Raw genomic sequence first — 24,422 nt, forward strand, 5'->3', positions numbered from 1 at the left:
TTTAAGGTTTTTTTGACATTTTTAAAACCCCCAAAACTAAGATGCTGAAAATGACATTTTTGAAGGGTGATAAAAAATCTAGATATACCAAGTTAGAAGTTAGAGTTATGACGTTACCAGCTTTAAAAAAGAATAAAAAACTAAACTTCCTACTTCGTGTCTCGTATTTCGTACTTCGCTACGCGTTAGGGATAGCAGCGGAAATCCTTTTTGGGAAGCATGGACAAAAAGATTGAAGCGAATAGCCCGGCCCCATCCAAGCGGCAGCGACGGTGGGAAAACGCCCAAAAGATCTACATGAAGAAATTCCAGACCAGTCCAAATCTTACTCCAAAGTCACGATAAGGATATAAAGGCGCAGAAAAATTATTGTTTCCCTGGATCAAATCGTTCAAATGTTCCAGCTTGAAAAAAATGCGGGCCTGTCTTATCTTTCCGTTAAAGAAGAAATCTACAGTTGGAAAGCCGTCAAACTCCTGTTCGTTCTGTACATAAAATTCAGCCAGAACGGGATCATACCCATTCAGGTTATACCCGGTAAAATAGTTTAAAGTAAAACCGGTTTGAAGGTAGAGCGCCCGCTGAAACCAATGATCTCTATAATACAAGGTGTTCCTGGTAACCAGATCTGGCACATTAAACACCTGCCCCCCGTCAAGTACGGACTGGAAAAGTACGGTATTGTTGAGAGCAAATTTCCCTAAACTAAATTCACGCTGTCCCTTCACTTTTATGTAACTCACCTGTCCTTCGTGCTGAAAAGGTTGGACACTCCCCAATTCATCAAGAGCAAAGTACGCCATATCATTTATGGTAGTAAACTCAAGGTTTGCATTTAGCAGCTGTGGTGCCCATAAGTCGAATCCTAGGGACTGCCTGCTTTCATTCGAAAACGAGGTTTCCCAGTTATAGTTTATATAATCACTTTGATATAAAAGGAAATTGTAATTAGGTGCACGATCATTAATATTGGCCGTGGCGGCAATAGAGAAATCTGGCGAAAGCACATAAGCAAGCCTTGCACCAAGGTCATAACCTTTAAGATCCCCAATTAAATTAATCATCCCATTACCTTTGAACTGGAAGCCGCCTAAGGTTCCTGTGTAATCCCCTCCTGCTGAAATAATATTTCCCTGCAGCCTATTTGTGATAAACCCATCCTCAAGGTCAAGGACTGTATTGTAACCATAATCATAATTGGTATGCCTCCCCCTGGCCACAATCTGCGCAAGGTTTCCTGCTGTAAATCCAACATAAACCTCATTAGAAGTAGATGTAAGGCGGGTTTCATCTCTAATACCCACCTCTTCGAAAGAGGGTCCAAATATTTCATTGGCATTTTCCTGCTGAAACCTGTATTTCTTATAAGTATGATTCAGCCGGTGACCGATTGTCAAATTTCTCTGGGCCAGGGAATCATTCCTCTTATACAAAGCATAGGAATGATCCAGAAAGAATCTTTTCCCGTACAGGGTGGACTGTGCATCCTGAAAATTTACATCCAGGCGCGAACGATCTTCGAATTCGGGGTTTTTAGCAATATATTGTTCAAGAGAAGCATCTGTGAGTCCTCCGTTCTCTTCGTTGAGAAGATCCTGCGAGACAAAATGCGTCTGCAGGCTGTATTTTTCATTAGGGGAATTATAACTTAGGGTAGCACGAAAATTACCCGTACTGCTGAGTAAATGCTTATATCGTCCCAGGGATCGAAGACCTTTGTAGGCTATTGAAAAATTCAAATTTGGAGAAGTATTAACTGTAAAAAGGGCATCTACTGCCTGCCCCTGTTCAAAAACCGTTTTAAAAAATAATTCGGTAAACGGCGTAGGAACGTTATAATAGAAAATATCCTCTACTTCCATGAAGTTATAATGTCTTGCCCTGGCACCAAATTGAGGCAGAACATAACGTTCATCGAGAAAATCATAAGTAAGCCTATTATAGGATCTACCCACGTTGGAAAAGGGCAGTAAACCAAAATTATCTTTCCTGAGGTAGTTAAACCGGTAATCTTTATAAATGCTAAGGGTCGTATCGACTATGGTCGTATCATTTTCTACAGAAACGATTTTATAAAGTTCAATAGGGGCTCTTTCAACTTCAGGGCCCTTTTCCCCTGCATCCATCTCACGCTCGTTACCAGTTGCACCTGAACGGGTAAGTTTTCTTTCCTGAGCCATACCCCAAATAGGGATTAACAATAAATAGAGAAATAAGAGTTGCTTTTTCTTCATAGGAATGATCAATGGAACAAAAGTATGATAATTGGAAGAATTAGGGGCAGGTGACTTCACAGGCATTCAAAAAAAAGAGGCTGCCTTTGAAAGACAGCCTCTAAATTTTTCTAAAAATGAGAATTTTTAGGCATCCCCACCATCAGTGTCTCCACCATCAGTGTCTCCACCATCAGTGTCTCCACCATCAGTGTCTCCACCATCAGTGTCTCCACCATCTACTGATGCCCCATCGGCTGTAATTGTAAAATCAACAGTTTCAGTTGATCCAAAATCTCCAGGAACTACAGCAAAATCTTCTCCGGCATAGCTTAAGGTAACCGATCCAACATTAGGATAGGTTAAACCGTCACCGTAAGAATCATTTATGGTCATTGTGTATGCTCCCTCATCAAGACAAAGGGATCTTGAAGCACTTTCAGTACCATCTTCATAACCACCACCAGTAACTATAACTTCACCATCAGCATTTGCTAATGACCAGCTAAATTCACTTGCGTAGCCATCAAATTCGAAATCAGCAACGAATTCTGTTCCCACACAGGTACGAGTTACAGTAATAGTGTAAGGGTCTCCCACATAAAGACCTTCCTCTCCTGAAATCGCAATAACCAGGTTTTTACCAGTCAAGCCAAGGTCCATGTCAGATACATCCACGGTAAAAGTGCCTTCATTAGTACCTCCCGGTACCGTTACTGTGGCAGGAAGTGTGTACCCGGCTGCGTCAATTGTGGTTCCATCAGCGGCAACCAAATCAAATGTCCTGTCGCTACCTGTTACATTCGCCGTATAAACAGTTACTTCATGACTTGTTGTCCCACCTATTTCGACACCAACTCCAACTGGATTTTCAGCTTCAAAAGTAACATAATTAGGCGCTGTGAAATCATCGTCGCTGCTACATCCAACAACAAAGGATGCTGTAATAGCCGCTATAAATAATATTAATTGTCTTTTCATAATATTTGTTAAGTTTATCTGTTAGCGTTTACAGAATCGTCAATTGCGTCGTTCGCATCGATCTCATCCTGAGGAACTTTAAGGAAGAACCTCTTATCATCCGCAGCAAGGTCAACAACCACACGGTGGTTAGCATCTCTGAAGATACCTCTTCTTAGACGTTTAGCATCGAACCACTCTACTCCTATTTCACCGTAAAGTTCTTTTCTTCTTTCGACTAAAATCTCTTCTAAAACAACTTGCCCGGTTGCACCAGACTTTACAGCCTGAGGATCACGGTTAAGCTGCAACTTATAAAGAAGGTCATGAGCAGCGTCAACCTGCCCCTGCCAGTAAAGCGCCTCAGCTTCGATAAGAATCATCTCTGCGTATCTCATTATAGCAAAGTCAACACCAAAATCAACAAAGTTAAATTTTGTAGTGATGTAGTTCTGCCATGAAACATCTGGATTGTATGCTAAGAAAAGCTTACGAACATCTGTATCACTAAACTCATCAACAAAGTTACTGTTGATATATGTTCCCTGATAGGAAGGATGCTCAAAATCGGCCTGTGCATGCGGTGCACTAAAATAGTACATCGTTTGATCTGCATACTGAGGCATAGCCCATAACCACTCGGGGTTTGACATTTCATTGAAACCATCATCATAGGTAGAGGCATCTAAAACCGCTGAAACATCACCTCCGTAGGCAGCATTTGCCATCTCTTCGGCACCTTCCCAATTCTCGGTTACCTGATAAACTCTCGCCAGTATACCCTGAGCGACAGCTTTATTGATATAAGATTTATTTAATCTTGAATCATTAAGCCCGTCAACAGCAGTAGTAAGATCTGAAATGATCAAGTCATACATTTCCTGTAGAGTTGACATAGGCTTTCCTTCCAAAGACAACTCCAAATAAATAGGAGGTGCAGGTAAAGTGGCATCATATGTATAAGTGTGTTGGAATTCCATAGCCAACTGGAAGTAGTAGAAAGCGCGTAGTGCGAGACCCTGCCCCATTAGTTCAGCTTTTTCTTCATCTGAAAGAGTTTCAGAAGCTTCAATTCCATTGATCAGGGTGTTAGCCTGATTGATCATAAAATAAGGGAATTCCCAGCTAAAATTAGTTCTCCTGTAGGTAGGCTCCCTATTTGCCTGCTCATAATCAAACCTGAACCATGTTGGTCCCTGAATAATATCATTACCCTTAACCGCACGTGCATAATACATGGAGTTTATTCCACCGGCATCATGACCAGTAGTAAATTGATCTCTGGCTGCTCTATGGATACCAGAAATATAGGCTTCCACACCAGCACGAGAATTGAAAACAACCTCCTCAGAAACCTGGCCCGCAGGCTTTGGTTCCTCCAAATATTCCTCTGAACACCCTACTATTGAAAATAGAATCCCCAAAAGAAAAAATGATTTAAACAAATTTTTTCTCATTTTAATTTTTTTTTAAAATTTAACGTTCAATCCTAATGACACAGTCTTTAAGATATAGGATCTACTGTTTGTAGTACCGCTAATACTTTGCTCTGGATCAACTCCTTCATGTGTCTGCCATGTATAAAGATTATCTCCTCTAAGATAAAGACGGAAAGAAGATAAATCAAGGCTTTCAACAGTATTCTGAGGAAGATTGTATCCTAAAGTTATTGCTTTTAACCTTACGTAATCATTATCAAACAAAAATCTTGTCGATGTAGAAGCAAAATTCTGGTTAGCATTCAAAAGCTTAGGTACCTCTGTAATGTCTCCAGGCTGTTGCCATCTTGCAGCAAGATCAGGAGATTGCTGATAACCCAATGTTGCGAAACCGGTCATTAAACCTGCATAGTCATAGTCATACAATTGAGCTCCAAAGCTAAAGTTAAACAAAGCATTTAAGTCGAAGTTCTTATACTTGAAATCTGTAGAGAAACCTCCAATAATATCAGGTAAAGATTCTCCCACGTAATATCTGTCAGCTTCTGAATAGTCATCGGTAAGAACTCTTTCTCCAGTTGGCTCCCCTTCTGCATTTTCAACATCCATATACCAAAGGGCCATTCCTGTTGCAGGATCAACTCCGGCATATTCCTGGATCCAGAATTCATAAAGAGATCTTCCTTCTTCCCATCTCTTAGTTCCGCTAATGAAAGACTCCTGAGTAAGTTCAGTAATCTCATTGTTATCCATAGAGAAATTCACACTAGTTGACCAGGAAAAATCATCAGTAATAATATTTCTGGTTCTCAACATGAACTCCAATCCATAGTTCCTGATACTCCCCACATTTGTGGTAATATCGGTATTACCTGTAGAAGGCGCTAATGGCTGAGAATAGATCAAATCAACTGACTCTTTGTTATAGTATTCAGCACTACCTTCAACTCTATTATTCCACAAAGTAAAATCAAGTCCTACGTTAAGCATAGCAGTAGTCTCCCAAGTTAACAATGGATCAACAACGCCTCCTAAAAGAACTCCGGTGTTCTCTCCCTGGTTCCATCCAGTTTCAAAAGCCTGAATATATGGGAAATACAGAACGTTTCCATCCGCATCAAGAATGTTATTATTTCCTAGTTCTCCATACGAACCTTTTAATTTAAGATAGCTAAGAACTGGACTGTCATTCAGGAAGTTCTCATCAGAAATAACCCATGAACCACCAACGGAATAAAAATCTCCCCAACGTGTATCAGATGAAAATCTTGAGGAACCGTCTCTACGGTAAGAACCTTCAATAAAATATTTATCGGCATAATTATACCCTACACGTCCAAGATATCCCACAAGTCGCTCCATATTTATAGCTCCAGCAGCTTCGGTTGGTGTTGTTCTACCGCTTAAAGAAAACACATTTGGAAGGAATCCTTCTCCGGCAGCATCAAACTCGTCAAACTCAACCTCGTAAGCCTCCACAATTGCATCTGCATTAATAGAGTGATTACCAAACGTCTTATTGAAGTTTAAGGAATTAATGAAGTTGATTGTAGTTGTGATATCCCGATTCTGTGTAATTCTACCTCCAACGTTAGAAGCATAACCTACTTCGGTATCAGCATAAACATAGCTATCAAAAATATACTGCTCGTAAGATAGGTTTGATTTGAAAGACAGATAATCTGTGAAAGTTAATTCTGCAAACCCATTAGCGTTGATATTGTGTCTTTTATTTAAGGTTTTATACTTGTATAAAGAACCAACAGCATTTTCGTTATTAAACACTGGTCTTGAAGCGTTAACTAAACCTTCATTTTGACCATAGTCATAGATAGGATTTCCAAAACCATCCAGGATCAGTGCACCTTGTTCATCTCTTCTGTACAATGGATAAAGTGAAGCTACACTGTAAATCCACTGAATAGAACTCTGATATGAGCTTCCTGACTGGCTCGGATAGTTTTGGCTGGAGGTAGAATAAGCTGTATTAAGGCCAACCTTTAACCAATCTCTTACATCACTTTCAAGATTTAAACGGGTTGTTACTCTTTCAAAGTTTGATTCCTTTACAGAACCTTCCTGCTCAAGATAGTTTGCAGAAAGAAAATATCTTGTTTTTTCACCCCCACCATTTAAACCAACTGTATATTCCTGGCGAAGGGCAGCACTGCGTAGAATTTCATCCTCCCAATCTGTTTCCCATAGTAGATTAGCACCGGGAACAAGATTTCCACTAGCATCAACGGGCTGCGCCACATCATAAGGGTTGTACCCAAGCTGGCTAATTAGGTTATTTGAAGCCAACTGCCCTGCAGTTGCAGGATCATTACCTGCTGCCACGTAAGCATTTCTTGAAGCCTCCCAGGCATAGCCCATGTATTGATTAGTTCCCAATACATCATGCAACTCAACAGCCGGTGTGGAAATACCACCTACAGCTGTAACTGTGAGTACAGGCTCAGAATTAAAAGCTCCTTTTTTAGTTGTAATCACGATCACCCCGTTAGAACCACGAGATCCATAAAGAGCAGTTGAAGATGCATCCTTAAGCACGTTCATTGACTCAATCTGGTCGGCACTAATGGAGTTAATGTTACCATTAAATGGCGCACCATCAACAATAATTAACGGCTCGGCACTTGCATTAATAGAACCAATCCCACGAATCCTTATTGTTGGGTTCTCCCCCGGCTGTCCACCAGAAGTCAACATGTTCACCCCTGGAACATTTCCTTGAAGCGCACTGGTAACACTTGTTAACTGCTGCTCTTCAAGAACCTCTTCTCCAAGAGAAACAACAGATCCTACAATAGATCTCTTACTTTGAGTACCGTAAGCAACCACGATTACTTCTTCAAGCTGCGCTGCGTCTTCCTCTAAAGTAAGATCCACTCTGGTAGTGGACTCATCAATAACATATTCCGCAGTTTTAAAACCTAGGTAGGAAAACACAAGAACTTCACCTTCGCTTGCCCTTATTGAATAATTTCCATCAAAATCACTCTGAGTACCCCGAGAGGTATTCTTCACCAGAACGTTCACACCAGGCAGAGGCATTCCCTCGCCGTTGGTTACCGTCCCGGTAATCAAATTGTCTTGTGCAAAGGCAATTTGCACGACTAACACCAGTAAAAGTGTTAGAATTCCACTTAATTTTCTTTTCATTTTATGAATTATTTGAATTAGCCAGTGCCAAAAATGGTAATAAAATCTTAATAAAACAAGACAATGACACAAACTTACTTGTTAAAGATTTAACAAGTTTATTGGTTGTCAAGATTATTCATAATCATTTTGATAGAAAAGGGACCCAGATACTACCAGAACTACCAAAATCGCCGAATTTTAAAAGGAATAAAACATTAAATTCTAAAGTGTGTAATTTTAAACAACCTTTTCTTCCTCCTGTATTTTTGGGGCTGCACTTATTTCCTATTTTTGTACTACCGGAAATATTTTCCCGATCCTGAATAAAGTATTACCCTACAGCACCTTAACAACATGTTAGCAAAAAGTTTCTCAAAATTACCACTGGAGTGCGGCACAGATGAAGCCGGGAGAGGCTGCCTGGCAGGGCCGGTTACAGCAGCGGCAGTAATCCTGCCCCCAGGATTTCGTAATAAGCTTATTAATGACTCTAAACAGCTAAATTCAATTTCACGAAATGAACTGCAGGGAATAATTAAAAAGAAAGCTGTTTGTTATTCGGTACACCATATTTATATGGAGGAGATCGATGAGATCAATATCTTGAATGCATCTATCCTGGCGATGCATAAATGTATAGACAATCTGAATCCTGTTCCCGAATTTATTATTGTTGATGGCAATAGATTTAAAACATACCGGGAAGTGCCTCACGAATGTATAATAAAAGGAGATGGGAAATTTTTGAGCATTGCGGCCGCTTCAATCCTGGCAAAGACTTACCGGGATGAATTCATGATAAAAATACATGAGGAATATCCAATGTATAACTGGAAACAGAATAAAGGATACCCTACTGTAGAGCATCGTGAAGCCATAAAGAAATATGGAATCACAAAATACCATCGTAAAAGCTTTAAACTCCTTCCTGAACAATTGGAGCTTTCCCTTTAAAAATTTTTCACCTAAACCTTCCCATGAAGAAGATAATAGCAATTTGCCTCATCTCACTTTTAGTTTCCTGTGCCGATGATCGTCCTACTGCAAGTGCACTTACAGATTTTTTACCAAAGGAGCCAGCGGTCATTCTTCAAATGCAAAACCCGGATCTGTTCTTTAGCAATCTACAGAATAATGATTTTCTTAAGCTAAACTCAAACCATTCCCTTTATAAGGACATGGAGCAGAGGCTTGAAATATTGAAGTTTTTTCCTCACAAAAAAGAAGCTCTTCTTGTTCTCAGTACCGAAGGAGAAAAATCCTTTGATTTCCTTTTCATTAGTAAGAATGAGCTAAAACCAGTGAACCTTGACTCAATACAAAACCGGCAGGTAGAGACCATAAATTCCGACGACTATGAAATAAAAAAATATGTGCTGGAAGACAAAACAGCCTATTCGGCGCGTATAGATAGCATTAGCCTGTTAAGCAGTTCGCTACAATTACTGAAAGATGCTTCTAAAGGCAGCCACAGTTGGGATCCAGATCTTGAAACTGCATTTAAGGCTGCTTCCCCTAAGAAAACTTCTCTGTTTTTGAATTCTGAAAAAGCGCCTTTTTTTCTTAAAGACATCTTCCCTGGTAGATTTTCTAACTTCAGCAAATGGACCGTGCTGGACATAGATATTTCGCAAAACGACATTAGCCTAAATGGCATCACAGTTGCTTCCGACACCATTCCCCGAATCGTGAATGTGTTTAAGGAAGCAGGAACTGCCAAAAACACCCTCGCAAATATTGCTCCTGTTAACAGCGAAGAGTTCACCTCGATCTCTTTTAAAAATTTCAAAAAACTAAATGATAATTTGACCTTTTTAAGAGGTATTAAACAAGAATCTTTTTCTGATGAAATGTCCCTTCTCGAAACAGCCAGCGAAGCAGGAATAATTCAGCTTTCTGAAGGTTTTGTTTTTGCTGTTCATGCTAATGAACCCGAAAGTGCACGAAACACCTTCAGTTTTGAGCTTAAGCCAACCGAAGAATTCCGCGGAATACCAATTTATGAATATCCCAACTCCAATGCTTTTCAAAAAATGCTTCAGCCACTGCTGAATCCCGAAGAGCTTCATTTTTTCACCTTTTTGGATAATTATATTTTGTTCGGGAAAACTTCCGAAGCATTAAAAGAAGTGATGGCAGCCGTTCAGGATGAACTGGTTTTGGCAAATTCTGAAGCTTATAAGTCTTCTTCAGAAAATCTGAGTTCAGAAGCGTCCCTTTTGATATTGAGGAACAATCAGGCAAACAATGAAGACACATCGAATGGACTGGACTATACAAATTTTCCTATTTCGGCAATTCAATATATCTACCAGGACAACTTTGCGCACCTGCACAGTATTCTAACTAAAAGCGCAGCTTTAAAGACCGAAAAACCAACTTCCCGGGCTGCGGCTATCAAACTTGGAGCTGCTTTAAACTCTCACCCCATTTTCTTTAAAAATCACCGTACCAACGGCATGGATATAGCTGTTCAGGATGTTCAAAATACGCTTTATCTAATCTCTCCCGAAGGTAAGATCCACTGGAAAAAGGAAATGGACTCCCGCATTTTAGGCGACGTCCAGACGGTAGATATTCTAAGGAATGGAAGATATCAACTTGCCTTCGCCAGCAAAAATGCGCTGCATGTGATTGACCGGGATGGCAATCCTGTAAAACCATTCCCATTGAAGTTTAGAGATGAAATCACGCAGCCCCTTGCCATTTTTGACTATGACAACAAGAGAGATTACCGGTTCCTGATTGTACAGGGAAAAGAGGTTTTTATGTACGATCGAAAAGGAAGGAGTGTGAAAGGTTTCCAATTTTCCAAAGCGGAATCGGATATCGCACAGACTCCAAAGCACATTAGGATTGGGCGAAAGGATTACATCGTGATCCCCGAAACTTCAGGTAAATTGAATATTTTAAGCCGTACAGGGAAAATACGCGTCGCTGTAAAAGAAAATCTTGATTTTTCCGAAAATAAGTGGTACGAGTACGACGGAAACTTCGTCTCATCAAATACCAAAGGCCAGATCATCAAAATTGATGAAAAAGGAAATATCAAAAAAGAGGATCTTGATCTTACTGAAAACACCCGCATCACCGCCACCGCAAAAACTTTGGTGATGCTTTCAGAAAATGAGTTGACTATTAAAGGAAATTCGGTCACTCTCGATTTTGGACTTTACAGTGCGCCGCAAATCTTCTATATCAACAATAAGATCTATGTATCCGTGACCGACCTGCAGGCGAAGAAGGTATATGTTTTTGACAGCAATGCTACCTTACTGAATGGCTTTCCCGTTTACGGAAATTCATTAATAGACCTCAATAACGCAGATGATGACCCTGCTCTGGAACTTGTAGTACAGGGAGAAGAGGATGAAGTGCTGCTTTATGAAGTGCAGTGATTAGGGATTAGTAAAGGTTAAGAGATTTTTCGTGAATTCGTGGCAACCATTTTGCATCTTGAACTTTGAATCTTGAATCTTGAACTCTAAACCAGTTTTGCTTCAAAAAGGGCGGCAAAGTGCTTCTTTATTTTTTGTTTCACCTCGTCCACAGGAACTTCTTTAACTCCAAGCTCCACATTTAAGGAAGTAACCGCTTTACCTTTTATTCCGCAGGGAACAATGTTGTCGAAATAGCCAAGATCTGCATTTACATTAAATGCAAAGCCGTGCATTGTCACCCATCGGCTGGCGCGAACGCCCATCGCACATATTTTCCTTGCAAAAGGAGTTTCGGAATCCAACCACACTCCTGTTTCCCCTTTACTGCGGCCGGCTTTTACTCCGTATTCCTCAAGCGTGAGAATTATAGTTTCTTCTAAAAGTCTGAGATATTTGTGAATATCTGAAAAGAAATTTTCAAGGTCAAGAATAGGGTATCCCACTATTTGCCCCGGGCCATGATAAGTAATATCCCCTCCCCTGTTGATCTTGTAAAAAGTGGCATTTTTTTGTTTTAATTGCTCCTCATTGATCAAAAGATGGGAGATATCTCCGCTTTTTCCGAGAGTATATACATGGGGATGCTCTACAAAAAGAAGGTGGTTTTTTGTAGCTTCTACAGTTCCTTCTCTGCGATTGGAAATTTTTTGATCCAGAATCTCCTTAAAAAGTTGTTCCTGGTACTCCCAAATTTCTTTGTAATCCCGCAGTCCTAATTCCTGAAAATTTATATTTTTATTCAAATCGTATATTTAGAATTGAAATATGAGCTCGAGAAGTGAGATTGGTATTACCTCTTGTTATTCAAAATGATCAAAGCTGCGATCACTCCGGGAATCCATCCCAGAAGGGTAAGGATCAAAACAATTAAAATAGACCCACAGCCTCTGTCCATTACAGCCAGCGGTGGGAAAAGAATCGATAATATTACTCTCCAAAGACTCATAAGTATTGCAAAGATATCAAAATTTACTGCAACCTTGTAAACGGCCTCCACTTCAAAAAACAATTGATTGGTAGTCCATTAGTCTGTATCTTTGCCAGTCGAAATTTGAAATTAAAAACATGCATTTATCTGAACAGGAAATCATTCGTCGTGAGAAACTTGACTCTCTGCGAAAATTAAATATTGATCCTTATCCCGCAGCTCTTTATCCCGTTGACCATACTACTTCGGAAATTAAAGCTGAATTTGAAGAAAACAAGAAGGTGGTAATCGCCGGTAGGTTAATGTCAAGAAGGATCCAGGGAAAAGCTTCATTTGCTGAAATTCAGGACTCCACCGGAAGGATTCAGGTGTATTTCAACCGTGATGAGATCTGTACCGGGGATGATAAAAGCAAGTACAACGATATTTACAAAAAACTCCTCGACATAGGAGATTTTATAGGAATTGAAGGAGAGCTTTTCAAGACGCAAGTAGGAGAAAAGACGGTAATGGTGAAAAATTTTACCCTTTTAAGCAAGTCTTTAAAACCTCTTCCGCTTCCAAAGACCGATAAGGAAGGTCACATTTTTGATGAATTCAATGATCCCGAATTACGCTACCGCCAGCGTTATGCCGATTTGGCTGTAAACCCAAAAGTAAAAGAGATCTTTATAAAAAGGACAAAGCTGTTCAATGCGATGCGTAACTTTTTTAACGACAAAGGCTACTTTGAAGTTGAAACGCCCATTTTACAATCCATTCCGGGGGGAGCAGCTGCAAGGCCGTTTATCACGCATCACAATGCGCTGGATATTCCACTTTACCTAAGGATTGCGAACGAACTTTACTTAAAGCGTCTTATTGTAGGTGGTTTCGACGGAGTATATGAATTCTCAAAGAACTTCCGCAATGAAGGTATGGATCGTACGCACAATCCCGAGTTCACTGCCATGGAGATCTATGTAGCTTACAAAGACTACAATTGGATGATGGAGTTTACAGAGAATTTGCTGGAACATTGCGCCGTTGCCGTAAATGGCACTACAGAGGCTACCTTCGGAAAGCACCAGGTGGACTTTAAGGCTCCGTATGCCCGAATCACGATGACCGATGCCATTAAGAAATTCACAGATTTCGATATTACCGGAAAGTCTGAAAAAGAACTTTTTGAGGCTGCCAAAGGCATGGGTATAGAAGTAGATGAAACCATGGGTAAAGGAAAACTTATCGATGAGATCTTTGGTGAGAAATGTGAAGGCAACTTTATTCAGCCAACATTTATTACAGATTATCCTAAAGAAATGAGCCCGCTTTGTAAAGAACACCGCGAAAACCCTGAATTGACCGAAAGATTTGAACTCATGGTTTGCGGTAAAGAGATCGCCAATGCTTATTCTGAGCTAAACGATCCTATCGACCAGCGAAACCGTTTTGAGGAGCAATTAACTTTGTCTGAAAAAGGGGATGATGAGGCAATGTTTATTGACAATGACTTTTTACGTGCCCTGGAGTACGGAATGCCTCCATCATCGGGCCTTGGTATTGGAATGGACAGGTTGATCATGTTCCTTACCAACAAGCAGTCCATTCAGGAAGTACTTTTCTTCCCGCAAATGAAGCCAGAAAAGAGAGCTGCAACGCCAAAACCAGAAGATTTCATAAAAATTGGGGTTCCTCAGGAATGGGTAGATACCGTTATGCATGAGTTTGGAACGGTTGCCAAGCTTCAGGAAAATAAGGCCACCCAGGTCCACCAGAAGCTGAATGGTCTTCGCAAAAAAAATAAACTACCCGTTGCTGCGCTGCAGCTTGACGAAGTAGAAAAGTGGTTTTAAAATACCCTTTTTGACACTATACCAGAAACGGTCTTAAAAGCCCTGATTGCGTCAACCTGATCTTGTTTCAGGTTCTGGTTTGTTTTCAAACGAAATAAGATTCTGAAGTAAATTCAGAATGACGTAAGATGTACTTTTAAGACCGTTTTTTAATTTATGGCAGGGCAGCCGCAATGGTAGCGTTTACGTGCGGCACCAAAATTATAACCCAAAGTGATCTGGTGAAACCCGCTGTTGCTTAACACCACATTATTAAACTGCTGCGAATAGGTGTATCCAAAAAGAAAACTGCGATATTCCACGCCGGCAAAAGGAGTCACATATCTCAAATTTTCATTATTCTCTTCTACTTTGTCCAGTCCCTGCCGGTAAGAAATTCCTGTCCAAATCTGGCCAAAATCAAAGTTTCTATAAGCTTTGAGGTTTGCATCAATTGCCTTTTCACCGGTGTCTTCAGCCACTTGCAGCATAGCAGAAGGTTCCAAATACCAGTCGTAAGAAGGAGAAAATATATAACCGCTTGTCAAAAAATATTTTCTTTGATTCACAACGATATTTTCAGAATTAAATAGTTCTCTGTTAACCGGCAACAGGTTTTTGGCTGCAAAATGTATATAAAATTCTTTTTTAAAATAGGACATCCCCACATCCATATTGGCGTAAGCCACAGAAGTCTTTTCCTGCCCCAGTAAAGGATCTGGCTGAGTGAAGCCACTTTGATCGAGCCGGTGCTGGATCACACCTGCGCTTATCCCAAAACTCAACCGGTGTAACTCAAGGTCTCGGGAAGGCAGCCTCAAATGATAAGCGAAAGTTCCGTAGGCCCCCGATTTGGAAAAATTGCCATTATGGTCATTAAAAATAATAGCTCCTATCCCTTCTTTGTTTCCTAGTCTCCCATTGATTGTAAGAGTTTGCATTCCAGGTGCGTCGTCTACATCAAACCATTGCTGCCTTGCAGTTATTCGCAATTGATTTCTTCCCGCTGCTCCAGCAAGAGAAGGATGAAGAAGAAATAAATTATCTGTGAGGTAATCTGAATAGGTGGGAATAATTTCCTGGGCAGTTACAGCACTTACTTCCAAAAAAAATATGAGGATCATTATCCAAAAAGGGGATTCTTTGAGTATATTTTTTTTGTTTTGGCGCATCCTAACGTTTTAAAGTAAAATGTCCCTTAACAGGTTCAAAACCTTCTATTGAAAGGTGAAACCAGTAATCTTCTGAGGGCAGATCTTTTCCGCTAAAAGTTCCATCCCAGGAAAATCCTTCTCCTTTTCCGGAAGCCAGTATTTTTCCATAGCGGTTAAAAACTCTTATCTCTGAACTGCTGAAATATTCGATCCCTTTCAATTCAAACCTGTCATTGATTCCGTCATTATTGGGAGTAATAAATTTGGGCATCACAATATGAGGGAATTCTTCAGAAACTGTGTTGCAGCCTTCAAGATCCCGTATATAAGCAGTGTAAACTCCGCCGGAAATATTCTGGAACATATTAGATCCCTGAAAATTGTTACCATCCAGGGAATACTGGAACTCTCCTACATTTGCAGGTTCAATGATAACAGAAGTTCCTTCGGAAGTTATTTTGCCAATCTCTGCAACATCTACTACACTCACTTCAAATTGCTTAATTGAACTACAGCCACTGGGATTTGTTATTATAACTGAATAACCCTGGGACTGGGTGACGACAATATTTTGGGTGGTGGCTCCAGTATTCCATTGATATGTGAAATTACCCACCCCGGCGTCAAGTCTTATTTCCTGTCCCGGACAAAGCTGCCTCTCTTCATCAACAACCTGGGGCTTTGAAAAGATTTGTAGTTCAACCGGAGTTCGCGGGCCGGGATTACAGTCAAAACCCGTCTTTTTAGCTTCGGCATAGTACCTTCCTGCAGCAGGAGGAACAAAAGCGTTTCCTGTTGCCACCTCCACCCCGCCTGTAGCACTATCATACCACCTAACCGATTCGTCACTCTCAACTATCACCTCAAGCGATGGGACAGGATCCCCTTCACAAACATCCAAATCTCCCAGGCTCACTGGAGCTTCAGGTGTTTCCACTACAAATACGGCAAAAGATTCAGAAACCGAACTGCAGAGATTGGTAACCAGATTCACTGCATCTTCAGCCACTTTTACTCTAAAGAACCGGGTCGAACTAATTGGAGAAGAAGAAAAATTCATTCCTGTTTCCCCCGCAATATCCTGCCAGTTCACATCGTCTACACTTTCCTGCCACTGGAAAGCATGGCTGGTATACACTGTATTATCGGGCGTTGCGGTAAGCTCAACGGTGACAGGAGCATCAGGTTCGCAAACTTCAAGAAAAGTTTCAGAAAGATTGGGAGAACTAACCTTAGTCAGGTCGCCGCAGGACCTAAAGATTATATCGTCAATAGCAAGGTCATTTCCGCAGCCACCAACTCCGTTATTAAACATTTTTAGTATTACCTTATTTTGACCTGCCTGAGACCTGAAGGTAAGTGCTTTTTGACTCCAGACAGGATTAACCGAGGAATAGATATCTCCGGTACTTCCTTCAGCTAAAATTGTATTTCCTGTTTGATCAAGGATCTGGAAAATTACATTAATTGGAATTTCCCCATTAGGACAATCACTTCTTGAAGCATTGAAAATATTTATTAAGAAAGCAGAAAATTCATAAGTTGTGGCCTCACAAAGACCCGAAATTTCTCTTTGAAAAAACAGTCCGGCATTATTGTCATCTGCATTAACAATGAGCGCATTTCCATTGGATAAGGTAGTATTAGGCAAATAAGAATGCCATCCACCAATTTGCTGCCCAATAGTACTCGAAATGGTATAAAAACCGTCGTAAGGATCGCCCGAAACACGAATATACGTTGTGGTTCCCGCAGGTAAAGTCCCCGACGAAAAATCCTCATGGAAAATAGGAACTCCTTTACTGCCCTCACAAAAACCCAGCTGGGAAAAAATATTCCCCGAAATGAAGAAAAAGATAAGAAATAAGAGGTTTTTCATCTTCCTTCAAAGGTACGGGAATGAAGAGGGATTTTAACAAAACCTTAGCAGCTTCTTTTTATGATCTTTATCATGATTTTTATTTCTCTGTACTTCAGTTTAAACCTTTTACTCCCTCTCCTGTCCAAGTATTAGCAAAATGCACCTCATTTTATTTTAAAAGGTTTTGGTTAGGCAACCGGAATCGGTTTTTATAAATTGGGCAATTCTTAACTAATTAATTCTACTTAATGAACAACCGATTAATGTTGCGGCTGGTTATTGTTTTTTTCTCTTTCTCAATAACAAGTTGTGCCGTATTTAAGCCTGAAAAGGACAAGAAAACGGCAGCCGTTAAAGACTCTTCAGAAAAAGATAAAAACGGGATCAAGGCCTACGATAAGGTGATCACCAAAAAAGCAAAAACCGACACCGGACTTTTCACAGTACATCAAATTGATGACGATTACTACTACGAGATCCCAGACAGTCTTTTTAACAGGGAAATGCTTATGGTTACCAGGATCGCCCAAACTGCATCGGGCATTGGTTTTGGTGGCGGAAAACAAAATGAACAGGTGCTACGCTGGGAAAAAAAGAACAAGAACGTACTTCTACGAGTGGTATCCCACGATGTGTTTGCTGCCGACTCATTACCAGTCCATGAAGCTGTAAGAAATTCCAACTTTGAACCTATCCTTTTCTCCTTTGACATTGAGGCTTTTCATAAAGATTCTGTGAACAATGCAACAGTTATCAAGGTGACAGATCTTTTTAAAAAGGATGTACAGGCTTTAGGTTTTCCTGAAGGACGTCGCAAAAGCTACAAAATAAGCCGTCTGGATGATAGCAGGTCTTATATTGACACCATCCGCAGTTATCCAAAAAATATTGAGGTTCGCCACGTGAAGACTTACAATGCCGGGGAACCACCTTCTAATTCAAGTACGGGATCAATTTCAGTAAAAATGAGTAACTCCATGATCCTGCTTCCAGAAGTTCCAATGGAAAGAAGGTATTATGATGAGCGTGTAGGCTGGTTTACTACAGGACAAACAGATTATGGGCTGGATGCTCAAAAAAGTGAAACTGTACGTTACCTTGACCGCTGGAGACTGGAGGTGAAGGAGGAAGATATGGAAAAATTCAAGCGAGGAGAACTGGTTGAACCCAAGGAACAGATCGTTTACTATGTAGACCGTGCGACTCCAAAAAAATGGATCCCATACATCAAACAGGGAATTGAGGACTGGCAGGTTGCTTTTGAAGCTGCAGGTTTCAAAAATGCCATTATTGCCAAAGATCCTCCTTCAAAAGAGGAAGATCCCGACTGGAGTCCCGAAGATGTTCGCTACTCTGTAGTGCGTTATCTTGCTTCTCCTATTCCAAATGCAAACGGGCCTCACGTAAGTGACCCGCGTTCGGGAGAGATTCTGGAATCGGATATTAACTGGTACCACAACGTAATGACCCTTCTAAGAAACTGGTTCTTTGTACAAACTGCGGCAATCAATGAAGATGCCCGCGGAGTAGAATTTAAAGATGAGATCATGGGTCGTTTGATCAGGTTTGTATCTTCTCATGAAGTAGGCCATACCTTAGGATTGCCTCATAACATGGGAAGCAGTGTTGCTTATCCTGTAGAGTCCCTTAGAGATCCTGAATTCACTAAAAAGTACGGAACAGCTCCATCTATTATGGACTACGCCCGTTTCAATTATATTGCACAACCCGAAGATGGAGATGTAGCTTTGATGCCTGATATTGGTCCTTACGACAAGTATTCCATCATGTGGGGTTACAAACCAATTCCTGAAAAAGAAGGGAAAGAGGAGAAAGAAATTCTCGACTCCTGGATCCTTGAAAAAGCAGGAGACCCTGTTTACAGGTTTGGTGGCCAACAGAGCGGAGTGATCGATCCTACTTCACAAACCGAAGATCTTGGAGATGACGCTGTTCTTGCCAGCCAGTATGGGATCAAAAACCTTAAAAGGATCATCCCAAACCTCATCGAGTGGACTGCAGAAAAAGGGAAAGATTACGATGATCTTGAAACGATGTATGAGCAAGTGCTTGGGCAATATAACCGTTACATGGGTCACGTTGCTGCCAATGTGGGTGGTGTGATCAAGGAAACAAAAACCTACGACCAGGAAGGTGCTGTTTATTTCCACGTTACAGCCGAAAAGCAAAAGAACGCAATGAATTTCCTTCAGGAGGAATTGTTCTCAACTCCCGAGTGGCTTATTGATCAGGAGATCTTCAACAGGATAGAATTTGATGGGAATGTTGAAAGGATCAGGAACACGCAGGAAAGAACGCTTAACAACCTGCTTGACTTCGGAAGAATGGCAAGATTGATCGAGAACCGTGAAATGAACGGAAATAGCGCCTACGGACTTCTGGACATGATGCAGGACCTTAGAACAGGTGTCTGGAGTGAATTGGGAAGAGGCCAAAATATCGACACTTATCGAAGAAATCTTCAAAGAGCGTACATCGATCGCATGGAATACCTTATGACCGAAGAACAGTCTGAAATTCCTGCCCGCTACCGTTCATGGGTCACAAGATCAAATGTTGATGTTGCCCAAAGTGATATTCGTCCTGTTGTTCGTGGAGAGTTGAAAAAGCTTCAGCGTGACCTTCGCAACAGCATTGGTCGAAGCAGAGATACGCTTACCCGTTATCATTTGGAAGACGCTTTGGAAAGAGTAAACCTTATTCTGGACCCAAACAGCTAAACCTTAATTAGGCATAAAATGAAAGAGCCGGACGTTTGTCCGGCTCTTCTTTTTTTATATTACCCATAATCTTACAATCCAGCCCCCTAAAAGCCATACATAAGAAATTAAGGCAAGGTACTTCATGACATTTTCCATCACCTGACTCTTCGGAGCCATTTCTTTCATATGGTCAACATCTTTCCTTTTAAAAAAGCCGATGTAGATCAGAATTCCGGAAAGGATAAGAAATATAAGGTTAAGGAAAAAAGTGTAGTCGATCTGGAAATGTTCAGATTCAAGGATCTTCACGTTTTTCGGATCGGGTAGCAGACTTAACAGGTCAAAAGAATAATGCAAAACCAGGGAAGTTCCAATAAGTGCAGTAAACAGCAAAAAGAGGATAAAAAGTGACATTTTCCAGCCATAATATTTTGCATTGATCCGCAACACCGGAAATACTACCAGGTCACTGAAGATAAAAGCCATTACTCCTGCAAAACTCACTCCCTTTCCGAAGAGCAGCGCCGCCAGCGGAATATTTCCCATGGAACCAATAAAGGTTAGAAACGCAGCAACGGGCCCAACTATAATATGCTCTAAAATGGTAAAGAAGCTATAGCTTTCAACCTCCGGGCCGCTGTTGATAAAGAGGGTTCTAAAAAAAGAATCGGGCACAAAGGCAGCTACTATTCCGGCAATGGTGAAGCCAATGGTTACATCCTTCCACACCATCTTCCATTCCATGGCATATTGCTTTGCCACCTTGGCCCAGGCAGTTTCAGACTTCATCTTCTCTTTCCATGCTTTATCTGATCCTTCATCATCATCCTCTTCTCCTTTTAGCCGCTCCCGTGCCTTTTTGATCAGTTTCTTTGGATTAATCAGCCTTACAATGAGCCAGCTGATGAGGATAAGCAGGATTCCTCCCACATACTCCCCTACCACAAATTGCCAACCCAGGAAAATGGCAATGATGATCCCCAGCTCTATTACTAGATTTGTGGAGGCAAGAAGAAAAGCTATAGAAGGAACAAAACCTGCTCCTTTTTTAAAAAGACTTTTAGTAGAAGCAAGGGCAGAAAAACTACAGGAACTGCTAATAAAGCCGAAGAAGGTACCCAGGAGCACTCCTTTCGCATCTTTTCCTCCCATTGTTTTTTCCATCTTCTTTTCGGTAACAAAGATCTGGATCCCACTACTAATGATATATCCGAGAATGAAAGCCCAGAGAGCTTTCCAAAAAAATCCTGTACTTGTCTAAGCAGCTTCTGCCCAGCTTTTCCAAAAGTCCTGCATTCAATCCTGGTTTTAAAATTATATATTAAAATGCCATTTTTGACTAGTCAATTTTGGCAGTTCTCAGTCTCAGTGCATTTGCAATTACCGACACCGAACTAAAGCTCATCGCCAAAGCAGCGATCATTGGTGATAATAAAAGTCCGAAGAACGGGTATAAAACTCCCGCCGCAATAGGCACTCCCAGCGTATTATAGATCAACGCAAAGAACAGGTTCTGTTTGATGTTGGTCATTACCTTTGAACTAAGTTTTTTGGCTTTAACCACTCCGTGCAAATCACCTTTTACAAGAGTGATCTCGGCGCTTTCAATGGCAACATCGGTTCCTGTACCCATAGCAATCCCAATATCGGCTTTGGCAAGTGCGGGTGCATCGTTGATCCCATCTCCGGCCATAGCCACTTTTTTACCTTGTGCCTGAAGTTTTTCCACCTCTTCCAGCTTGTTCTGCGGAAGCATTCCGGCTTTAAAACCTGTGAGATGCAGCTCAGAAGCCACTGCCGAGGCCGTTGTCTCATTATCACCGGTAAGCATGATCACTTCCACACCATCATCCATAAGTTCTTGAATGGCCTGGCGGCTGGTTTTCTTGATAGGATCGGTAATGGTGACATAACCTGAAACCTCATTATCAATAGCGATATATGACACTGTCTTCCCCAGCTCCTGCTCTTGTTTTACTTTTTTCTGAAGTTCCTCTGAAATATCAGCATTAAGCTGACTCATAAGTTTCTCATTTCCGATTGCCACTTCTTTTCCTGAAGTAGAACCGGTCACGCCTTTCCCCGTAACCGCATTAAAGTCTGATGCTTCAGAAATAGCTATTTTTCGATCCTTCGCGTAATTCACCGTTGCTGAAGCTAAAGGGTGCTCACTCTGGGCATTTACCGATGCCATTAATTCGATCACCTTGTCTTCAGAATAACTTCCATAGGCCACCACTTTCTCTACAGAAGGTTTTCCCTCGGTAATGGTACCAGTCTTGTCGATGATCAAAACATCAATTTTGTTCATTTGCTCCAGGGACTGTGCGTTCTTGATCAACACCCCATTCTGTGCACCTTTTCCAACTCCTACCATGACCGACATTGGCGTCGCTAGGCCCAGGGCACAGGGACAGGCAATGATCAACACTGCAATAGCGTTGATAAGCGCATAGACGTACTGAGGTTCGGGGCCATAGATAGCCCAAATGATAAAGGTAATAATAGAAATAAATACCACTACCGGCACGAAGTAGCCTGAGATCCTGTCGGCCAGCTTTTGAATAGGTGCCTGCGAACGGCTCGCGTCATTTACCATTTTAATGATCTGGGCAAGCAGGGTTTCATCACCTACTTTTTCAGCCGTCATGGTGAAACTACGGTTTCCGTTAATTGTTCCGGAGGTCACCTTATCGCCTTCAACTTTTTCCACTGGAACAGGTTCCCCCGTGATCATGGATTCATCGATATTGGTTTCTCCTTTTTTAATACTTCCATCCACAGGGATCTTTTCTCCCGGTTTCACCCGAAGAATGTCGCCCACTTCTATCTTATCTGTGTCAATAACTTTTTCTTCTCCGTCAACCACAATAGTCGCTTTGTTGGGAGCCAGTTTCAGCAACTCCTTGATTGCAGAATTCGTACGGCTGTGCGCGCGGGCTTCCAGCACCTGTCCCATTAAAACTAAAGTGAGAATTACTGTGGCAGCTTCAAAATAGACATGCACAGTGCCCGCATGCGTTTTAAATTGCGCGGGAAAGAAGTCAGGAAACACCATTCCGAAAACACTAAAAAGCCAGGCAACCCCGGCACCAATCCCAATAAGGGTGAACATGTTTAGGTTCCAGGATTTGATCGATCTATATGCTCTTTCAAAGAACATCCAGGTAGCATAAAAAACCACCGGAATGGAAAGTCCAAATTGTACCCAATTCCAGGCCTCCATGCTCATCCATTTATAAATTGGGTTGCCGGGGATCATTTCCCCCATGGCAATCAGGAAGATGGGCAGTGTAAAAGCAACGGCAATTTTGAACTTTTTAACGAGCTTGTTATAGGTTTTCTGCTCTCCGGTAAGATCCGGCTCTATGCGTACGAGATCCATTCCGCAGATGGGGCAGCTTCCAGGCTCATCCTTAACTACCTCAGGATGCATGGGGCAGGTGTATTGATCTGGTTTTACGGTCAAACTCACTTCTTCCACCAGGTCCATTCCGCAGACAGGGCAATCTCCCGGTTGATCATAAGTTTTGTCCCCCTCACAATGCATGGGGCAGTAATAGGTTCCCGTGCCTTTCCCTTGTGGTTTTTTGGGTTTAGGTGGCACAGAGGAATCCTGGCCCGGCAAATAAATATTATACGAACCCGCCTCGTCCAAAAGGGCTTCCTGTAAAGCAGTCACAGGAACAGGCTTGTTCATGGAAACAAAGGCCTCTGCCTTTTCCAGGTTCACATTGGCTTTCCCTACTCCATCAACCTTTTGCAGCACATCCTGCACGTGTTCTCTACAGCCGCTACAGGTCATACCTACGATCTCAAAACGCTGCTCAATTTTTCCATTTTTGGGCGCATCTAAAATGTGATAATTCCAGCCATCTTTTTGAAGGGCGTCTTCGAAAACCCCAACCGGAATATGCTTTTCCATCTCAATGACAGCTTCGGCTTTCTCAAGATCAACCTTCGCTTTTTTTACTCCTGCAACCTTATTAAAGGTTTCTTCCACGTGAGTACGGCAGCCGTTGCAGGTCATCCCGATGATGCTGTAGGTGTGGGTCATTAAATCAGCCTCTTCAACTTTTCCAAAATTTTGACCATCATCAGCAGTGTTATCTTCAGAAACTGAATTATCATTCTGGGGAACTTTGGAAAAGTTTGTTTCTCCCTTTCCTTCCTGTTCAACAATGTGATACTTCCCTCCATCCTTTTGAAGGGCTGCTTCAAATGTGCCAACCGGAATATGCTTCTCCATTTCGATCACGGCTTCAGCCTTTTCCAGGTCTACTGAAGCGTTTTGCACCCCTTTTACTCCCTGAAGCGTCTTCTCTACATGAGCTCGACAGCCATTACAGGTCATGCCGGTCACCTGATAGGTATGGGTCATGCTTGTCTCAACTTTTCCAAAGTTTTGACTATCATCAGCAGTGTTATCTTCAGAAACTGAATTATCATTCTTGGGAACTTTGGAGAAGTTTGAGTTTGCTTCAGCAGTACCGGGAGCGAGGATGTGATAATTTCCACCGCCTTTTTGCAGGGCTGTTTCCAAGATGTCCCAAGGAATATGCTTCTCCATTTCGATCACCGCTTCAGCATTTTCAAGATCAACAGTGACATTTTTCACCCCGTTAACTTCCTGAAGCGTCTTCTCTACATGAGCACGACAGCCGTTGCAGGTCATGCCGGTAATTTTATATGTATGTACCATTTTCTTTCACTTTAGACTCCAAAGTTCGCAGGAAAGAAGCC

Annotated in this window: 13 protein-coding genes and 1 pseudogene; 4 read left to right on the forward strand and 10 right to left on the reverse strand. The window is 41.5% G+C overall.

The features are described from left to right. Positions 1-293 precede the first annotated feature (293 nt). The 4 genes from OU683_RS15655 to OU683_RS15670 form a co-directional block, all read right to left on the reverse strand. Positions 294-2,180, reverse strand: coding sequence for a putative porin (locus tag OU683_RS15655; protein WP_268139989.1), 1,887 nt, complete (start codon positions 2,178-2,180; stop codon positions 294-296). A gap of 180 nt (positions 2,181-2,360) precedes the next feature. After that, a complete protein-coding gene (locus OU683_RS15660) occupies positions 2,361-3,194 on the reverse strand; it encodes a hypothetical protein (RefSeq protein ID WP_268139992.1) in 834 nt (277 codons plus the stop codon). A gap of 14 nt (positions 3,195-3,208) precedes the next feature. After that, positions 3,209-4,630, reverse strand: a complete 1,422-nt coding sequence (locus tag OU683_RS15665) for a RagB/SusD family nutrient uptake outer membrane protein (RefSeq protein WP_268139994.1) — start codon at positions 4,628-4,630, stop codon at positions 3,209-3,211. A 12-nt stretch (positions 4,631-4,642) separates the two neighbouring features. After that, positions 4,643-7,777: a SusC/RagA family TonB-linked outer membrane protein gene (locus OU683_RS15670; RefSeq protein WP_268139996.1), complete on the reverse strand. Its 3,135-nt coding sequence runs from the start codon at positions 7,775-7,777 to the stop codon at positions 4,643-4,645. 336 nt (positions 7,778-8,113) lie between these two features. Here OU683_RS15670 and rnhB point away from each other — a divergent pair, with 336 nt between their 5' ends. Both rnhB and OU683_RS15680 read left to right on the forward strand, forming a co-directional pair. Beyond that, positions 8,114-8,713 (forward strand): ribonuclease HII, encoded by a 600-nt coding sequence (rnhB, locus tag OU683_RS15675; protein WP_268139999.1) that lies wholly within the window; start codon positions 8,114-8,116, stop codon positions 8,711-8,713. A gap of 23 nt (positions 8,714-8,736) precedes the next feature. After that, the gene (locus OU683_RS15680) at positions 8,737-11,157 is read left to right on the forward strand and encodes a hypothetical protein (protein ID WP_268140001.1); all 2,421 of its coding nucleotides are present in this window, start codon (positions 8,737-8,739) and stop codon (positions 11,155-11,157) included. Between the two features lie 86 nt (positions 11,158-11,243). Here OU683_RS15680 and lipB read toward each other — a convergent pair whose 3' ends face one another. Both lipB and OU683_RS15690 read right to left on the reverse strand, forming a co-directional pair. After that, a complete protein-coding gene (lipB, locus tag OU683_RS15685; protein WP_268140003.1) occupies positions 11,244-11,942 on the reverse strand; it encodes a lipoyl(octanoyl) transferase LipB in 699 nt (232 codons plus the stop codon). Between the two features lie 47 nt (positions 11,943-11,989). After that, complete coding sequence (locus tag OU683_RS15690) at positions 11,990-12,145, reverse strand: YqaE/Pmp3 family membrane protein (RefSeq protein WP_255702526.1); 156 nt, start codon at positions 12,143-12,145, stop codon at positions 11,990-11,992. 119 nt (positions 12,146-12,264) lie between these two features. Between OU683_RS15690 and lysS the strand changes: the two genes are divergently transcribed. Next, entirely contained in the window at positions 12,265-13,962 is a 1,698-nt protein-coding gene (lysS, locus tag OU683_RS15695; RefSeq protein ID WP_268140005.1) for a lysine--tRNA ligase, read from the forward strand. A 149-nt stretch (positions 13,963-14,111) separates the two neighbouring features. On the opposite strand, the gene OU683_RS15700 is transcribed toward lysS, so the two are convergent. Both OU683_RS15700 and OU683_RS15705 read right to left on the reverse strand, forming a co-directional pair. Then, a complete protein-coding gene (locus OU683_RS15700; protein ID WP_268140007.1) occupies positions 14,112-15,113 on the reverse strand; it encodes a PorP/SprF family type IX secretion system membrane protein in 1,002 nt (333 codons plus the stop codon). 1 nt (position 15,114) lies between these two features. Next, positions 15,115-16,974 carry a T9SS type B sorting domain-containing protein gene (locus OU683_RS15705; RefSeq protein ID WP_268140009.1) on the reverse strand — a complete coding sequence of 620 codons (1,860 nt, stop codon included), beginning with the start codon at positions 16,972-16,974 and terminating at the stop codon, positions 15,115-15,117. A 230-nt stretch (positions 16,975-17,204) separates the two neighbouring features. Here OU683_RS15705 and OU683_RS15710 point away from each other — a divergent pair, with 230 nt between their 5' ends. Beyond that, positions 17,205-19,697, forward strand: a complete 2,493-nt coding sequence (locus tag OU683_RS15710) for a zinc-dependent metalloprotease (protein WP_268140011.1) — start codon at positions 17,205-17,207, stop codon at positions 19,695-19,697. A 54-nt stretch (positions 19,698-19,751) separates the two neighbouring features. On the opposite strand, the pseudogene OU683_RS15715 reads toward OU683_RS15710, so the two are convergent. Together OU683_RS15715 and OU683_RS15720 are read right to left on the reverse strand one after the other, a co-directional pair. After that, a pseudogene (locus OU683_RS15715) lies at positions 19,752-20,975 on the reverse strand (permease). Positions 20,976-21,018: 43 nt separating this feature from the next. After that, a complete protein-coding gene (locus OU683_RS15720; RefSeq protein ID WP_326493561.1) occupies positions 21,019-24,381 on the reverse strand; it encodes a heavy metal translocating P-type ATPase in 3,363 nt (1,120 codons plus the stop codon). Between the last annotated feature and the right edge of the window lie 41 nt (positions 24,382-24,422).

The organism is Salinimicrobium sp. TH3, assembly GCF_026676115.1.
GTDB lineage: Bacteria > Bacteroidota > Bacteroidia > Flavobacteriales > Flavobacteriaceae > Salinimicrobium.

Bases quoted from the DNA above. Each gene is read 5' to 3' on its own strand.
- OU683_RS15720 (WP_326493561.1), bottom strand. From the start codon at position 24,381: ATGGTACATACATATAAAATTACCGGCATGACCTGCAACGGCTGTCGT.
- OU683_RS15665 (WP_268139994.1), bottom strand. From the start codon at position 4,630: ATGAGAAAAAATTTGTTTAAATCATTTTTTCTTTTGGGGATTCTATTT.
- OU683_RS15700 (WP_268140007.1), bottom strand. From the start codon at position 15,113: ATGCGCCAAAACAAAAAAAATATACTCAAAGAATCCCCTTTTTGGATA.
- OU683_RS15710 (WP_268140011.1), top strand. From the start codon at position 17,205: ATGAACAACCGATTAATGTTGCGGCTGGTTATTGTTTTTTTCTCTTTC.
- OU683_RS15655 (WP_268139989.1), bottom strand. From the start codon at position 2,180: ATGGCTCAGGAAAGAAAACTTACCCGTTCAGGTGCAACTGGTAACGAG.
- OU683_RS15680 (WP_268140001.1), top strand. From the start codon at position 8,737: ATGAAGAAGATAATAGCAATTTGCCTCATCTCACTTTTAGTTTCCTGT.
- OU683_RS15705 (WP_268140009.1), bottom strand. From the start codon at position 16,974: ATGAAAAACCTCTTATTTCTTATCTTTTTCTTCATTTCGGGGAATATT.
- OU683_RS15660 (WP_268139992.1), bottom strand. From the start codon at position 3,194: ATGAAAAGACAATTAATATTATTTATAGCGGCTATTACAGCATCCTTT.
- rnhB (WP_268139999.1), top strand. From the start codon at position 8,114: ATGTTAGCAAAAAGTTTCTCAAAATTACCACTGGAGTGCGGCACAGAT.
- OU683_RS15670 (WP_268139996.1), bottom strand. From the start codon at position 7,777: ATGAAAAGAAAATTAAGTGGAATTCTAACACTTTTACTGGTGTTAGTC.
- OU683_RS15690 (WP_255702526.1), bottom strand. From the start codon at position 12,145: ATGAGTCTTTGGAGAGTAATATTATCGATTCTTTTCCCACCGCTGGCT.
- lysS (WP_268140005.1), top strand. From the start codon at position 12,265: ATGCATTTATCTGAACAGGAAATCATTCGTCGTGAGAAACTTGACTCT.